This is a genomic window from Mesorhizobium sp. WSM4898 (genome assembly GCF_029625845.1).
In the GTDB taxonomy this organism is placed as follows: Bacteria; Pseudomonadota; Alphaproteobacteria; order Rhizobiales; family Rhizobiaceae; genus Mesorhizobium.
On sequence record NZ_JARTVQ010000008.1, the window covers coordinates 145879 to 160517 of the forward strand.

12 protein-coding genes are annotated in these 14639 nt (G+C 66.3%); 1 reads left to right on the plus strand and 11 read right to left on the minus strand.

Annotated elements, in window-relative coordinates; genetic code table 11:
* Positions 1-91 precede the first annotated feature (91 nt).
* On the plus strand, positions 92-1585 hold the full coding sequence (locus P9228_RS25630) for a winged helix-turn-helix domain-containing protein (protein WP_278056205.1): 1494 nt from the start codon (positions 92-94) through the stop codon (positions 1583-1585).
* Positions 1586-1698: 113 nt separating this feature from the next.
* On the opposite strand, the gene P9228_RS25635 is transcribed toward P9228_RS25630, so the two are convergent.
* From P9228_RS25635 to P9228_RS25685, 11 genes are all read right to left on the minus strand, one after another.
* Positions 1699-2031, minus strand: a complete 333-nt coding sequence (locus tag P9228_RS25635; protein ID WP_066996527.1) for a hypothetical protein — start codon at positions 2029-2031, stop codon at positions 1699-1701.
* A 30-nt stretch (positions 2032-2061) separates the two neighbouring features.
* Complete coding sequence (locus P9228_RS25640; protein WP_278056209.1) at positions 2062-2475, minus strand: hypothetical protein; 414 nt, start codon at positions 2473-2475, stop codon at positions 2062-2064.
* Between the two features lie 76 nt (positions 2476-2551).
* On the minus strand, positions 2552-5656 hold the full coding sequence (locus P9228_RS25645; protein WP_278056211.1) for an efflux RND transporter permease subunit: 3105 nt from the start codon (positions 5654-5656) through the stop codon (positions 2552-2554).
* Positions 5657-5774: 118 nt separating this feature from the next.
* Positions 5775-7355, minus strand: a complete 1581-nt coding sequence (locus P9228_RS25650) for an FAD-dependent monooxygenase (protein ID WP_278056213.1) — start codon at positions 7353-7355, stop codon at positions 5775-5777.
* A 2-nt stretch (positions 7356-7357) separates the two neighbouring features.
* On the minus strand, positions 7358-8494 hold the full coding sequence (locus P9228_RS25655) for an efflux RND transporter periplasmic adaptor subunit (protein ID WP_278056215.1): 1137 nt from the start codon (positions 8492-8494) through the stop codon (positions 7358-7360).
* Positions 8495-8711: 217 nt separating this feature from the next.
* The gene (locus P9228_RS25660; RefSeq protein WP_066996678.1) at positions 8712-9647 is read right to left on the minus strand and encodes a phosphatidate cytidylyltransferase; all 936 of its coding nucleotides are present in this window, start codon (positions 9645-9647) and stop codon (positions 8712-8714) included.
* Positions 9647-10306, minus strand: a complete 660-nt coding sequence (locus P9228_RS25665) for a lysophospholipid acyltransferase family protein (RefSeq protein ID WP_067324862.1) — start codon at positions 10304-10306, stop codon at positions 9647-9649. Before P9228_RS25665 ends, P9228_RS25660 begins: the two co-directional genes overlap by 1 nt.
* Positions 10303-10746: a hypothetical protein gene (locus P9228_RS25670; RefSeq protein WP_067324864.1), complete on the minus strand. Its 444-nt coding sequence runs from the start codon at positions 10744-10746 to the stop codon at positions 10303-10305. The genes P9228_RS25665 and P9228_RS25670 overlap by 4 nt, the downstream gene beginning before the upstream one ends.
* Entirely contained in the window at positions 10743-12074 is a 1332-nt protein-coding gene (locus P9228_RS25675) for a phosphatase PAP2/dual specificity phosphatase family protein (RefSeq protein WP_067324865.1), read from the minus strand. Before P9228_RS25675 ends, P9228_RS25670 begins: the two co-directional genes overlap by 4 nt.
* A gap of 12 nt (positions 12075-12086) precedes the next feature.
* Positions 12087-13874, minus strand: coding sequence for a bifunctional alpha/beta hydrolase/class I SAM-dependent methyltransferase (locus tag P9228_RS25680; RefSeq protein ID WP_278056220.1), 1788 nt, complete (start codon positions 13872-13874; stop codon positions 12087-12089).
* 36 nt (positions 13875-13910) lie between these two features.
* Positions 13911-14519 carry a CDP-alcohol phosphatidyltransferase family protein gene (locus P9228_RS25685; protein WP_278056221.1) on the minus strand — a complete coding sequence of 203 codons (609 nt, stop codon included), beginning with the start codon at positions 14517-14519 and terminating at the stop codon, positions 13911-13913.
* Positions 14520-14639 lie beyond the last annotated feature (120 nt).

Genomic DNA, 14639 nt, shown 5'->3' on the forward strand with positions numbered 1-14639 from the left:
CGAAATTGCGCAGTGAGCAATAATAGCCACGCGCATGCCGGGTCGAGTGGGATCGACTTAGCATTAACGGCACGCGCGAAGGGGTGTCCCGATGACGACGGCGACGGCCGATCAGGTGTTCCGATTTGGCGGGTTCACGCTCGACCTCGCCAAGGGAACGCTGCGCGGCATCAACGAGCCGCTGTTCCTGCGGCCGAAAGCCTACGCGCTGCTTTCGCATCTCGCCCGCAATATGGGTCGCGTCGTGCCGAAGTCGGAGCTGATGGATGTCGTCTGGCCCGGCGTCTATGTCACCGAGGATTCGCTCACCCAGTCGGTGCGCGAGATCCGCAAGGTGCTGGGCGAGGACATGGTGCGCACCGTCTCCAAGCGCGGCTATATGCTTGCCGCGGAAGCCGAAGCGGCGCCCGAGATCAGCAGCCAACCGATCGTGGCGGTGGTGCGCTTCCGCAACGAGAGCGGCGATCCGGCCGATGAGGCGATGGTCGACGGCTTTGCCGAGGATATCATCAACGGCGTGGCGCGCTTTGGCACCGTGACGGTGCTGGCGCGCAATTCGAGTTTTTCCTTCGCCTCTTTCGGCCGCGCCGAATGGCCGCAGATCCGCGCCCGCATCGGCGCAGACTATCTGGTCGAAGGATCGCTGCGCCGCCAGGGCGAGCATGTCGTGGTGGCCGTCAGCCTCGTCGACATCGCGAGCGCCAGCCAGCTCTGGGGCGACCGCTACCAGTCGCAGGGCGCCGGCCTGTTCGAGATCGAGCGCGACATAGTCGAGCAGATCGTCAGCCGCCTGGTCACGCGGGTCACCAACGCCGGCCTCGAGCAGGCCTCGCGCAAGCCGGTGACCAGCCTTGCCGCCTACGAGCTCCTGCTGCGCGGCTTCGCGCTGCTGCGCGATCCCGCTCAGACCGACCAGCGCGGCGCCGAGGCCTTGTTCGAGGCGGCGATCGCAAAGGATCCGAATTACGGGCTTGCCTATTCCTATCTCGCTTTGGCGCGCTCGCTTGACGGGGAGTTCGGGCGCGCCAGCGATGCTGTCCTGGAAAATGCGCGCGACCTTGCCGACAAAGGGCTGGCCCTGTCGCCCGACCAACCGACCGGCCACCGCGTGCAGTCGCTGATCCGCCTCTATATGCGCGATCACGAGGCGGCCGAGCATCACATGCGCATCGCCTTGCAGCTCAACCCGTACGACGCCGACAGCATCGAGCAGATGGGCATGCTGCTCACCATGCGCGGCCGGCCGCTCGAAGCGCTGACCTGGCTGGCGCGCGGCATTCGCATCGATCCGCTGCATCCGCACTGGTACCAGTTCGACCGCGCCCTGGCGCTCTACATGATGGGCGAATATCGGCAGGCGGCGGAAGCGCTGGAGCTCGCGACGCGGCCGGCGCCCTGGATCAGGACGAGGCTGGCCGCCTGCTATGCCCAGATGGGCGACAGGGAAAAGGCGCGGCGGCAGATCGCCCTCATCGAGGACGGCCCGTCCTTCTCGCCGCTCGACTATGCGCTGCACGGCGTGCCGTTCGAAAATCCGGCCGATGCCGAGCATCTCTGCGAAGGCGTCAGGCTTGCCCTCGGCTAAATGCATGTCGCCCCGGAAGTGTGCAGCGGTTCTGGGATATCAAAACAAAAACTTAAAGCGCGTCGCCCGAATCCGTTTCAGCGCGACGCGCTTTGGGCTGTGCCCGAGCCGCCTCAATCGACGACGACCACGATGTAGCGGCCTTGATAGGGCCGGTAGTAGGTCCGGCCGCAGCGCCAGACGTCGAAGCCGTTGACCTTGGTGCGAACGCAGCCTGCCGGCAGCGTGGCGACCCAGGCGGTGGTGTGCCTCAGCACACGCCATGTCGTGGCGCGCCGAGCGACGCCCGCGGCGCTGTGCGGTGTCCAGGGCGCCCCGATGCGGGCTTCGGCGGTACCGACCAGCGACAGGGCCGGCACGGCCATGCCGACAATCTCGACGGCGGCGAGGCCGATGGCGAGCAACGCAGCGGCCGAGCGCATTTTCCTGAAAGATTTCACAGGCATTTTCGTTTCTCCTGAGGTTGGTGTTCAGTTCTAGTGGGAGGATGAAGCGGCCAGCCGGGTCGAACCCGTCAGCGCCGCCAGGTGAGCAACCACGAACAGCCAGTGCGCCGCGGTTGTTACGTAGCCGACGACAAGCACGTCGGCGGCGATGAAGAACTGCCAGAACAGAAGGTTGGCCGTTCCGAGCAGCACATGCATGGCAGCCAGCACGGCGTGCCAGTTGCGGGAGTAGGCGATGCGCCAGAGCGTCACGCCGATGATCAGGGCCAGCCCGTGCGCCTCGATGAAGCCGATGCCGGTGCCGGGTGCGTTGTTGAGCAGCACGGCTTCAGCCCCGCGCCCGAAGAACGAGCCGGCAATGTCGGTGGCGAGCCCGCCTGCGGAAGCAAGGACCAGGAAGCCGGCATTCACGCGAACGAGAAGATTTCCAAAGAAGGGTGTCATGATCGTTCCTTTCCGTTTTGGGTGATAAAGGTCGCCACCGCGGCGTTGGCCGCCGTGGCTGCTGGGAGGGCGCCGCTCAGGCCACCAGCGGCTGGGGCTCGGCTGCGGCCGCGGTCGGTTCGGCCGCGGGGGTGCTCTCAGCCGGCGCCTTGATGCCGAACCAGGTGACGTAGAGCGTCGGCAGGAAAACCAGCGTCAGCACGGTCGCCACCAAGAGGCCGCCCATCACCGCATAGGCCATCGGCCCCCAGAACACCGTCGGCGCGATCGGGATCATGCCGAGGATGGCGGCCGCCGCCGTGAGCAGGATCGGCCGCAACCGATGCGTGGTGGCGCTGATCACCGCTGCCCATGGTTCCTCGCCGGCGGCGATGTGCTGGTCGATCTGCGCGATCAGGATCACCGAGTTGCGGATCACCATGCCGATCAGCGACATCACGCCGAGGATCGCGACGAAGCCCATCGGAGCGCCCGAGAGGAGCAGCGCGCCGGCGACGCCGATGATCGCAAGCGGAGCGGTGAGCAGCACCAGCACCAGGCGCTGGAAGCTCATCAGCTGCACCATCAGGACGGTGGCCATGATGAACAGCATCAGCGGGAACACCACGAAGATGCTGGCCTGCGCCTTGGCGCTGTCCTCGATCACGCCACCCTGCTCGACGCTGTAGCGCGCCGGCAGTTCCGCCTTGAAGGCGGCGATGGCGCTCTCCAGCCGCCGCGTGACCAGCGTGGCATTTTCGCCCGGCGCGACATCGGCCTGCACGGTCACGGTCGGCAGCCGGCCGCGGCGCCAGATCAGCGGCGGCTCGGTCTGGTAGGTGAGCTTCGCCACCTGCTCGAGCGGCACCCGCCGTCCGCCGGAGGCGCTGATCGTCAGGCCGCGCAGCGTGTCGATGCTGGCGCGTTCGGTTTCCACCGCGCGGGCAACGATGTCGACGAGGTAGATGTCGTCGCGCATCTGGGTGATCTTCGAACCGGAGAGCACCGCGTTGATCGTCTCCGACAGCTGCTGCGAGGAGATGCCCAGCGCGCGCGCCCGGTCCTGGTCGACATCGACCTTGATGACCTTGGCCGGCTCGTTCCAGTCGTAGTTGATGTTGCGCACCGAGGCGTCGCTGCCCAGCACCTGCGCGAACTGCTGCGCGAGACCGCGCGTCTTGTCCGGATCCGGACCGCTGACGCGGAACTTCAGCGGCCAGCCGACCGGCGGGCCGAGCTCCAGCGGCGTGACGCGGACCATGACGTCGTCGAAGCCGGTCGACAGCTGCTTCTCCAGCCGGTCGATCACCGCCTGGCGCACGGCGTGGCCCTTGGTAACGACCACCGCCTGGGCGAAGAAGTCGTTGGCGAGCTGTGCGTCGAGCGGCAGGTAGAAGCGCACCGCGCCCTGGCCGACATAGAAGCTCCAGTGGTCGATATCTGGATCGGCGGCGAGCAGCTTCTCGACGCGCTCGACCACGGCATCCGTCGACTTGATCGAAGCGGTGCGCGGCAAGGTGAGGTCGAGCATCACCTCGGGCCGGTCGGACTTCGGGAAGAACTCCTGGCCGACGAAGCCCATCGCCACGACGGAGAGCGCGAACAGTCCGGCCGTCGCCGACAGCACCAGCCACTTCGCCCGCATCGCCATCTCGAGCAGCGCCTGGAAACCGCGGCCGATGCGCGAGGGCTGATGGCTGCCACCATGACCCTTGATGCGATCGGGCAGCAGGAAGACGCCGGTGAGCGGCGTGAACAGCACCGCGACCACCCACGAGACGACGAGCGCGATCGCCACGACAGCGAACAGCGAGAAGCAGTATTCGCCGGCGCCGCTCTTGGCGAAGCCGACCGGCACGAAGCCGGCGATCGTCACCAGCGTCCCGGTGAGCATTGGGAAGGCGGTCGAGGTGTAGGCATAGGTGGCGGCCGAGATCTTGTCGTAGCCTTCCTCCATGCGCGAGATCATCATCTCGACCGCGATCATGGCATCGTCGACCAGCAGGCCGAGCGCGATGATCAGCGCGCCGAGCGAGATGCGCTGCAGCGAGATGCCGAAATACTCCATGGTGACGAAGGTGATCGCCAGCACCAGCGGGATGGCGACCGCCACGACGACGCCGGGACGCCAGCCGAGCGCCAGCAGCGAGACGGCGAGCACGATGGCGATCGCCTCGCCGAGGCTCTTGGTGAACTCGCCGACGGATTCTTCCACCACATGCGACTGGTCGGCGACCAGGCCGAGCTCGGCGCCGAGCGGCAGCTCGGCCTGCATCTCATGCATCTTCTCCTTGACGGTCTCGCCCAGCGCCAGCGCGTCGCCGCCCGAAGTCATCGAGATGGCGATGCCGACCGCAGGCTTGCCGTTGAAGCGGAACATCGGCTGCGGCGGGTCGGAATAGGCGCGCTTGACCTCGGCGACGTCGCCCAGCCGGAAGTAATGGCCGTTGGCGTAGAAGTTGATCGCCTTGAGGCTTTCCTCGGAGGTGAAGCTGCCGGACACGCGGATGGCGATGCGCTCGGGGCCGGCATCGACCGTGCCGCTCGGCGTCAGCGCGTTTTGCGCCTGCAGCGCCTGCGACAGCGTGCCGACATCGAGGCCGAGCGCCGCCACCTTCTGCGTCGAGAATTCGAGATAGATCTTCTCGTCCTGCTGGCCGATGAGGTCGACCTTGGCGACGTCCTTCACCGTCAGCAGCCCGGCGCGCAGGCTGGTGCCGAGATCCTTCAACTCGCGATGGCTGAGGCTGTCGGAGGTGAGCGCGTAGATCAGCGAATAGGTGTCGCCGAACTCGTCATTGTAGAACGGGCCCTGCACGCCGGACGGCAGCGTCGGCTTGATGTCGTCGAGCTTCTTGCGCACCTGGTACCAGAGCGGCTGCACCTGGTCGGCGGCCACCGTGTCCTTGAGGTTGACGAAGACGACGGATTCGCCGGGCTTGGTGTAGCTCTTGACGTAGTCGAGGTCCGGCAGCTCTTCGAGCTTCTTCTCGATGCGATCGGTGATCTGCTCCACCGTGTCGCTGGTGCTGGCGCCCGGCCACATCGTCTTCACCACCATGGTCTTGATGGTGAAGGGCGGGTCCTCTTCGCGGCCGAGGCCGCCATAGGCGTAGAGGCCGGCAAGGGCGGCCGCGATCATCAGGTAGACGATGAAGCTGCGGTGCCGCAGCGCCCATTCGGAAAGATTGAAGCTGGTCATGATGCGGTTCCTTTTCAGGGCGCGCGCAAGCGCGCTCCGCCGGCGCCTGCCGGCTGGCCAAAACAAATGACGGTTTGGGTTCGGTCAGCGCCCGCCGCTTGGCGGGCACTGTCGCAATTCAGGCCAGGCTGTGCATGGTGCCCGGCACACGGTAAGGCGCGCGCTCGGCGGTTCTCGGCCTGATGGCGAGGCCCGCGAGATAGCGCTGAAAGGCGGCTGCCTCCTGGACCGGCGAGGCGAGCGCGACATGGCCGTCCGGCCTCACCAGATAGGCTGCGTCTCGCTGCAGGCCGGCCTTCCCGGCTGCGTCTGTCCAGGCGAAGCCATGCACTGCAATTCCTGTCGGTGCGAGCATCGCCCGAAAATCGCAATTGACCTCGCCATAGACATGGACCTGCCAGTCGAGCGAGCGCAGCGGCTCGAAATTGTCGCCGCCCGCGCCCATGACGTTGCCGGCGACATAGGGCAGGCGGTCGCCGCCGCTGACCCTGCCCGCCATGCCCGAGCTGATCGGCCCGGCGCGGTACTCGATCGCCGTCTGCGAGATCACGCCGAAGAATGCGCGAGACCCGAACGATGTGTGGAGCCCGATGTTCATGACCTTCGGCATCACGTAACGCCGGAACAGGCCGACCAGTCGCGAGCGGTTGGTGATGAAGCGGAACACCTTGTCGGTGCTTTCGATCAGCTTGTGGGCAAAGGCGATGCGCTCCGGCTCGTAGCTGTCGAGCAGGCGCGGATCGGCACGGCCCTGCACCACGGCGCCTAGCTTCCAGGCGAGGTTCACAGCATCGCCCATGCCGGTGTTCATGCCCTGGCCGCCGGCCGGGCTATGGATGTGTCCGGCATCGCCGACGAGGAACACGCGGCCGGCGCGGAAGCGCTCGGCGACGCGATGATGGACGCGATAGGTCGAGAACCAGTTGACCTCCTCGACCGTGACGCCGGTGTCGCGCTCGACATCGGCGCGGATCGCCTCGAAGCTGATCGTCTCGTCGGCCTCATGCGCCTTCGGCACGATGCCAATGAGGCGCAGCGAGCCCGACTGCCGGACCGGCATCACGATAGCGAAGCCATAGGTGCTGATGGTCGTGTCCATGCCATTGCGGGTGACGTTGCCCGTGCCCTTCACGTCGGCGACGTAGAAGGCCTGCTCGTAGGTACCGCCCGGAAAGCCGATGTTCAGCCCATGGCGAACCGTGCTGCGGGCGCCGTCGCAACCGGCAAGATAGGCTGCGCTGACGGTCTCGGTCTTGCCGTTCCGCGAAAGCGTCGCGATGACCGCGTCACCCTTGTCCTGGAAGGCAACGAGCTCCGTACCGCGCTCGACCTCGACGCCGGCGCGTTCCAGATGCGTGATCAGCACGCGTTCATGGATATCCTGCGGCAGCGCGAAGGCGAAGGAGTAGGGGCTGATGCCGCGGCCGAAATCGGAAAGCGGCAGCCGCGCTGCGACGCCGGCCGGCGTATGCAACGTAAGCCGTTCCAGCCGGATGCCCTCGGCAAGGATGTCCTCGACGATGCCGATCTGGCGATGGAACTCCAGCGTGCGCGCCTGGACGGCGAGCGCGCGCGAGGTTTCGCCCGGACCGGTGGCCTTGTCGAAGATGCGGACCGGGACGCCGAGCCTGGTCAGCCAGAGAGCGAGCGTCAGCCCGGTCGGGCCGGCGCCGGCGATCAGGACCTTTGTCTTGGACATGGTCATTTTTCCTCTCCTTCAACGATACGCACTTTTTCGCGTTCCCGCAGCCGGTTCACGCCGGCGGTGACGACCAGATCGCCCTTGGCGAGGCCGCCGCTGACCGCGACACGGTCGGTCTCGTAGCGGGCAACCGTGACCGGCTTGAGCTCCACCGCCGACGAGGCGGACACGACCCACACGGCCGGCTTGCCGTCCTTGTCGAACAGCGCGCTGCCCGGCAGCACCATGACCGGCGCGCCGCCCATCTCGGCGCGGCCGGAAACACTTGCGCCGAAGCGCATCTCGTTGGGCGCATTCTCGATCGAGACCTTTACCTGGAAGGTGCGGGTCGCGGCGTCGGCCATAGGTGCGATTTCGCGGATGGTGCCGACCGCGGTGATTGCCGGATTGCTGAGCAGCGAGACAGTCACTTTTGGCGGGTGCTTCGTATCGGGCGCGTTGGCGAAGACAGCTTCGGCGATCGAGAACACCGCGTCGCGGCTCTCGGGATCGGCAACCCGCACCACCATCTGTCCGACATTGACGGACTGGCCGGCTTCGGCACCGGTGGCGGTGACGATGCCGTCGAATTCCGCATGCAGCTCGGTATAGCCGAGTTGGTCCTTGGCCATCTCGAAGGCGATGTTCGCCGACTTGAGCTTGGCCTGCGCCGAACGCAGATTCTTCAGTGTCGCGTCATAATTGGCTCGGGTGGTAAAACCCTTGCCGAGCAGCGCACCGATCCGGGCCTCCGCAGCTTTTGCTTCGACAAGCACGGCCTGTGCCGCCGCGACATCGGCCTCGGCGCTGGCGAGCCGGTTGCGATAGTCCTGGTCTTCGATGCGGGCCAGCACCTCGCCTTTCTTCACCGTCGAACCGATCTCGGCGACGCGTTCGAGCAGCTTGCCCGACACGCGGAAGCCGAGGTCGCTTTCTAGCCTCGGCCGGATCTCGCCGATGGCGATGCGGGTATCGGCGCTGAGCATCGGGACGGCCGCGATGGCCTTGACAAGCTTTGTCTCGGCTGCGGCGGGCTTCACGTTCGAGGCCTCGCTTCTGGCGCCGTGCCAGACCATGGCGCCGCCGCAGGCAAGAACGGCGATCGATCCGGCGACAAGGCGGCGCCGCAGCGGCCTGTTATGAAAAAGTGCAATCATGTTGTCTCCATGACCAAGGTTGCGGCCGCGCTGGGAGGATGCGGCGACCGGGAAATCAGTTGGCTGGAGAGGGAGATCGGGCTTTGCGGCCTGTCTTTTCGCCAGCCCGATCTTCTTGGCGCTTCAGGCTCCGGAAATCCCGAACGGTTTCTGAAAATTTTCCGATGTTTGGGTGAGGCGGCCTTGGAATTGCGCAGGGAGACGCCGATGCCGACGCTCAAACCGTCCAGAAATAGCGCACCAGGTGGAAGAAGATCGGCGCGGCGAAGACCAGGCTGTCGGTGCGGTCGAGCATGCCGCCATGGCCCTCGATCAGATGCCCCCAATCCTTGACGCCCTGGTCGCGCTTGATGGCGGAAGCGACCAGCCCGCCGAGGAACCCCATCGTGCAGGCGACGAAGGCGACGGCCGAGGCCTGCAATGGCGAGAAGGGCGTGATGAAGGCGAGCAGCGCGCCGAGCAGGCTCGAGGCGACGAGCCCGCCGATCAGCCCCTCCCAGGTCTTCGACGGCGAGACCTTTGGCGAGAAGCGGTGCTTTCCGAACAGCTTGCCGAAGATGTACTGCAGCACGTCGCTGCCCTGCACGACGATGATCAGGAAGGCGACGAGCAGCAGGTTGCGGCCCTCGAAGCCGGGCACGTTCAGCGTCAGCAGAGCAGGGACGTGGCTGACGCAATAGACCGCGATCATGATAGCCCATTGCTGCGCCGACACGCGCTCCAGGAAGCGCTCGGTATCGCCGTGCAGCGCCGTGATCGCCGGCATCAGCAGGAAGCAGTAGACCGGGATGAAGATCACGAACAGCCCGTACCAGGCCGTCCACACCAGCCAGTACTGGAACGGAATGACGATGCCGAACATGCCGAGCAGAACCCAATGGTCGCTGCGGCGGCTGTGCGTCAAGGTCACGAACTCGCGCAGCGCCGCGAACGAGATCAGCGCGAACAGGATAGTCATGCCGTAGCGGCCGAAGAAGAAGGCGACCGTCATCAGCGCCACCATCACCCACCAGGCATTGATGCGCTGGGTGAGGTTGGTGAGCGTCGCGCTGAGCGGCTTCGGCGCGCGCGCCGACAGCACGGCGGCGGTGGCGCTGGCGGTGGTCAGCACCACGAAAAGGCCGATGATCAGGATGCTGATTTCGTGGCGCATCATTCGTCTCGATCAGGTCGGGGATTGAGCGCCAGAAGTTCGGCCCGGGCGCGTTCTAGGAAGGCGCGGCGTTCCTCGCCCGGCGCTACCGCCACCGGCGCGCCGAAGACCACGCGGCAAAGCAGCGGCACCGGCAGGAACTGGCCCTTGGGCAACACGCGCGACATGTTCTCGATCCAGCACGGGATCAGCTCCACTTCCGGCCGCGCCATCGACAGATTGTAGAGCCCGGAGCGGAACGGCAGCAGCTCGTCGCTCATGTTGCGCGTGCCTTCCGGGAAGATGATCAACGAATGACCCCGGTCGAGGACGGAAAGCATGACGGAGATCGGGTTCTCTTCCGGGCTCGTCCATTGCCGGCTGATCAGCACGGAGGACAGCATGTCCTCGGCGATGAAGCGGCGCAGCCGCGACTTTCGCCAATATTCGGCGGCGGCGATCGCATGTGTGGTGGCGCGTTCTCTTTCGCTGAGGCAGGCCGACAAAAGGATGAAATCGCCATGGCTGGTGTGGTTGGCGAAATAGATGCGCTGCCGGTCCGATGGCTGGCAGCCGCTCCAGATCGGACGCACGCCGGTCACCGCCCGGGCCAGCGCCGACAGGCCGACCGAAGTCGCCGTCTGCAGCAGCGTGAAGGTCCGGAGCGACAGCTTGTTCATCCCGGCATCCAGAATCCGGCTGTCAGGAACGCGATGACGAAGATCGCGAAGGCGATGCGCTGCCGGGCAAGCAGGCGGCGCGTTCCGGCGATGCGGTCCTCGAGCGGGCGCGGAGACGAGGAGACAGGCTTGAGCCGCATGCGCGCCAGCACGTCGTCGACCGCGGCGCATCCCGAACGCTCATTGTCATGGCTCGCCATCAGCCGGAACAACAGCGCGTCGAAGGCGAGAAGCGCCGAAAACCCAAGCACCACGACGGCGCTTACCGCGGCGACCAGCAGCGCCAGCACCGCGATCGGCGCCTGGAGCGCGCCGCGCGCCGAAGCCACCAAAGGCGCGAAGCCGTCGCAGACGAGCACGATCGCGGCCGGCCATGCGGCGTGCTTGATCAGCATCGCGGCAAAGGCGGCTGTCCGCTGCTGATAGGCTTCGTCCGTCATGCCGGCTCGTCCAGTCCGATCTGAAGATGCACTGGTCGTCCGGACGCGGCGAGCTGCTTGCGCGCGTGGGACGGCGTTTGCGAGCGGCCGGTCGCGACGAGCCATCCGGCGATGACGGTGGCGCTGCGCTGGAAGCCGAGCGCGCAGCAGACCAGCACCGTGCCTTGCCGGCGCGCCGGCTCGATCGCCGCCACCGCTTGGTCGAGCGTGTCCGCCGGCGGCGGCAGCAGATCGAGCACGCCGAAGCTTTGCCAGCGGCCCGGCGCGTCGCGCGGCCGCTCAAGCTCGGCGGCGAGATCGATCACCGTGCCGAAGCCGTCAGCCTCGGCGGCGTTCGGGAACCGCCCAAGGAAGATGCCGTCGCTGACCGGCACGACCGGCGGCAGCTTGCGCGTCCAGGTCCAGACATTGACCCTGGCGCCTAGACGATAAGGCCAAAGCAGGATGCGGCTCGCCAGCGACACACGGCCATCCGCCGCCTTCTGGAACACTTTCGCGCCGGCCCCGGCATAGGCCAAGGCGACGATGGCCAGCGCCAGCGAAGGCCATAGAAGCAACAAGGCGAGGGCGGAGAAGAAGGCGCCGACCACAGCGCCCGTTAGCGCCAGAGCGGCGCCCAGCGCGTAGCATAGCGCAAGCCGCCATGCCCTGCCGTCGGCAGCCGGGCGGAAACCGGCGAACGGCAGCTCGCCCCGTGCCGGAAAGAGCCACAGGGCAAAGAAGCCGAGCAGCGCGCCGGTCGGGATGTCGATGAAATGATGCTGCCAGGTGGTCAGCACCGAGGCGCCGATCAGAAAGCACCAGCCGTGCCAGAGCCCCAGCAAAGGACCGGCGAGGCGCTGGCGCCAATGATCCCAGATGATCACCAACAGCGCGATATGCAGCGACGGCGCCTGGTTGAACGGCTTGTCGAAGCCGCCGAGGACCGCAAACAGGAAACCCGGCAGGCCGCTCGTTTCCGGCCGCACGAATGTGGCGGTCAGCGGAAACAGGATGAAGCAGGCGACGGCGACGATCTGCGCGGTGAGGTATCGGCCGGCCAGCCGGTCGACGCCCTGGCGGCTGTCGTTGAGCAGGAGCGACAGTCCGTAGAACAGGTTGATCGACCAGTAGGGCACGATTGTCCAGGCGACGAACGGAACATGGTGTTCCCAGGAGAACACGATGCTACCGACATGGTCGCGCGTCGAGGCGAGCCAATTGGCGAAGCCGTAGGTCGAATAGAAGAAAGGCGCGAGGAAAGCGAGCCACAGCGCTGCGCGCAGGACGACACGCCCATAGGGCTCGGCGCTGGGTGAAAGTGGCGGGGGCTCGGCACTGGAAGGCATGCGGCGGTGGTCCTAAAGCCGCCTTGCCAGCGAGACGGTGAAGATGCCCCATTGGTCGATGCGCTGGTCGAGCTTCTCGAAGCCTGCCGCCTCGACCAGCTGATCCATCTCGCCTTGCGTGCGCCGCCGCATCACCCAGGCTTGGCCGCCGCGATGCGAGGTCAGGCTGCGCGCGATCATTTCGAGCTGCGGGTGCCAGGGCTGGTTGGTGTAAACGAGCAGGCTGCCCGGCTGCATGGCGCGGGCAAGGCCGCCGAGCGAGCGCGCAATCAGCGCATTGTCGGAGAAGAGCTCGTAAAGGCCGGAGACGATGGCGAGGTCCGGCGCCGGATCGAGCGCGGCGAGCCCATCGCCGTCGAAGGCGTCGGCGCGCTGGAACGACACGCTGGCCGGCAATTGCCGCTCGGCGATCAGCTTGCGGCCGAGCTCGACATTGAGGTCGGAATAGTCGCGCAGCCGAACGCTGGTCGGTTGCTCCCGGCTCATGTCGATCGCATCGAGGACGTAGCGGCCGTGACCAGACGCAATGTCCAGGATGTTGGTCGGCCGCCCAGCGGCCTTCAGCATTGCCAGCGCCGAGCCGATCAGCTCTTCGATGTGAAGCTTGCGCTGGCGGATGCCGCGCCAACCGATGGCGTCGAGGAAGGTCCGGTCGACCATGCGGCCGATCGGCCCCAGGCCGCGCGGCTCGTTCTCATAGACATAGTCGAGCGTCGAACCGGAATCGAAGCCGGTGGTAACGCCGACCTTCATGCCTTGCGAGAACCAGCTGCCGATGCGGATGCAGGCGCGGCTCATAGCCCAGTAGAGGCCCCTGGGCGAAAGCAGATCGAGCGGCGAGGCGAGGCGGTCGGCCTCGTCGCGCGTGTAGCCGGCGATGTCCGCCTGCTTCAGGTCTACAGCTTCCGCGGGTGCCGCGAACTGCGCTTCGAGGAACGGCCGGATCAGGTCGAGCGCCTTGGCGCGGTCGCGCTCGCCCAGCGTATCGTGGAAGAAGCCCGGCAGCACGTGGCGCTCCTTCGCGCGGCTGCCGAGATTGATGAAGAACTCGTGCTGCGGCGCGTGCCGCACCACCCAGTCGCTGCCCGACAGAAGAAGCTGCGTCGGCACGGTGATGGCGCGCGCATCGGCAACGATGCGCGCCGCGTGCTGATAGAGCTCGACCAGGATGTTCGAGGCGATCGGCCTTGTGATCAGCTTGTCGTTTTCGAAGGAAGCAATGCGCACAGGGTCATGAGTGAGAAGGTTCGCCTTGACGTAGGAATTGACGAAGAAGCGCCCCTTGATCTTTTGCCACAGCGCGATGCCTTCCTTGGCGAAAGGGACATAGAGTTTCACCGAGAAGGCGGGCGAGGCGAGCACCATGGCGCGCAGCCTGGGCGCATAGTCGTGCACCCACGCGGCCGCCAGCACCGCGCCGAAGGACTGCGCGATCAACGCGATGTCCTGCGCGGCAAAACCGTCCCTGGCGGCGATCTCGCGCATGAAACAGTCGATATCGCGCACCAGCGCGGCGAAAGACGGAGCGTAGCCGCGCTCGCCGGCAGAGCGGCCGTTGCCGCGCGCATCCCAGGCATAGAAGGCGTAGTCGGGCAGGCTGAGTTCGTCGACGAGATGCGCCATGCGGCCGCCATGCTCGTGTCCGCGATGGAAGAGCACGACCGCGCCCTTGGCCGTGGCCTGCATCGCCGGCCAGTAGCGGTAAAAGATCTGCGTGCCGTCATGGCTTCGGAAGGTGCGTTCCTGCGCCTGCCGCGCAAGGCTTTCCGCCGGCGCGCTGGCAACCTGTTCGTGAAGCATGGTGGTTCCCCCGGACGGCATGGCGAGTCTCGGTGCTCAGCCGGTGCTGCCAATAAGACCGGCGCGTATCCGGTTTATGGCGGTCAGCAGCGAAAGCGTAGCCATGGCCGGAAACACAAATGGCGCGATTGCCTCAGGCCAGAGCCCGGCGGCGGCGAGCACGGCGACCACGCCGAGCGCCAGCGCCCTGTCGCTCTTGCCGAACGGCCCGGCATAGTTTCGCCCGATCCCGGCGGCGATGCCGAGCACGCCGGCGAACTCGGTGAGCGCCGCGGCGATGGCAAAGGCGACGACACCCCAGGCGCCGAATTGGGGAAGGGCGGCAAACGGCAGGATCAGCGCAAGGTCGGAGACGACATCGCAGATCTCGTTGAGGTACATGCCGAGCGTCGAGGCCTGGCCATGTTCCCGCGCCAGCATGCCGTCAATCGCGTTGAGCGCCATGCGAAGGAAAAGCACCAGGGGGATGAGGAAGAGCAGCGGGCTCCAATCGGGGAGGATCGCGATCGCCGATCCAGCCGCGATGGACAGCAGCGCAGCCGCGACCGTTATGCCGTTGGCCATCACACCCATCGCCGCCAGCCTGTTGACCAGCGGCCGCAGCCTGTCCTGGAAAGCCGGCTTCAGCGCATAGAGCGTCGGCATTGCGATGATCCCCCGATCCTCGCCGCCAGATGTATCACAAACATGCCGAACGGCACCAGCACAGCTGCTAAAACACTGTGAATCCTAGACAGTTGGCACCATGCCATGCACCCATTGCCT

Coding starts and splice junctions, on each gene's coding strand:
- P9228_RS25650 (WP_278056213.1), bottom strand. CDS start 7,355: ATGTCCAAGACAAAGGTCCTGATCGCCGGCGCCGGCCCGACCGGGCTG.
- P9228_RS25665 (WP_067324862.1), bottom strand. CDS start 10,306: ATGAACAAGCTGTCGCTCCGGACCTTCACGCTGCTGCAGACGGCGACT.
- P9228_RS25635 (WP_066996527.1), bottom strand. CDS start 2,031: ATGCCTGTGAAATCTTTCAGGAAAATGCGCTCGGCCGCTGCGTTGCTC.
- P9228_RS25675 (WP_067324865.1), bottom strand. CDS start 12,074: ATGCCTTCCAGTGCCGAGCCCCCGCCACTTTCACCCAGCGCCGAGCCC.
- P9228_RS25670 (WP_067324864.1), bottom strand. CDS start 10,746: ATGACGGACGAAGCCTATCAGCAGCGGACAGCCGCCTTTGCCGCGATG.
- P9228_RS25660 (WP_066996678.1), bottom strand. CDS start 9,647: ATGCGCCACGAAATCAGCATCCTGATCATCGGCCTTTTCGTGGTGCTG.
- P9228_RS25645 (WP_278056211.1), bottom strand. CDS start 5,656: ATGACCAGCTTCAATCTTTCCGAATGGGCGCTGCGGCACCGCAGCTTC.
- P9228_RS25680 (WP_278056220.1), bottom strand. CDS start 13,874: ATGCTTCACGAACAGGTTGCCAGCGCGCCGGCGGAAAGCCTTGCGCGG.
- P9228_RS25640 (WP_278056209.1), bottom strand. CDS start 2,475: ATGACACCCTTCTTTGGAAATCTTCTCGTTCGCGTGAATGCCGGCTTC.
- P9228_RS25685 (WP_278056221.1), bottom strand. CDS start 14,519: ATGCCGACGCTCTATGCGCTGAAGCCGGCTTTCCAGGACAGGCTGCGG.
- P9228_RS25655 (WP_278056215.1), bottom strand. CDS start 8,494: ATGATTGCACTTTTTCATAACAGGCCGCTGCGGCGCCGCCTTGTCGCC.
- P9228_RS25630 (WP_278056205.1), top strand. CDS start 92: ATGACGACGGCGACGGCCGATCAGGTGTTCCGATTTGGCGGGTTCACG.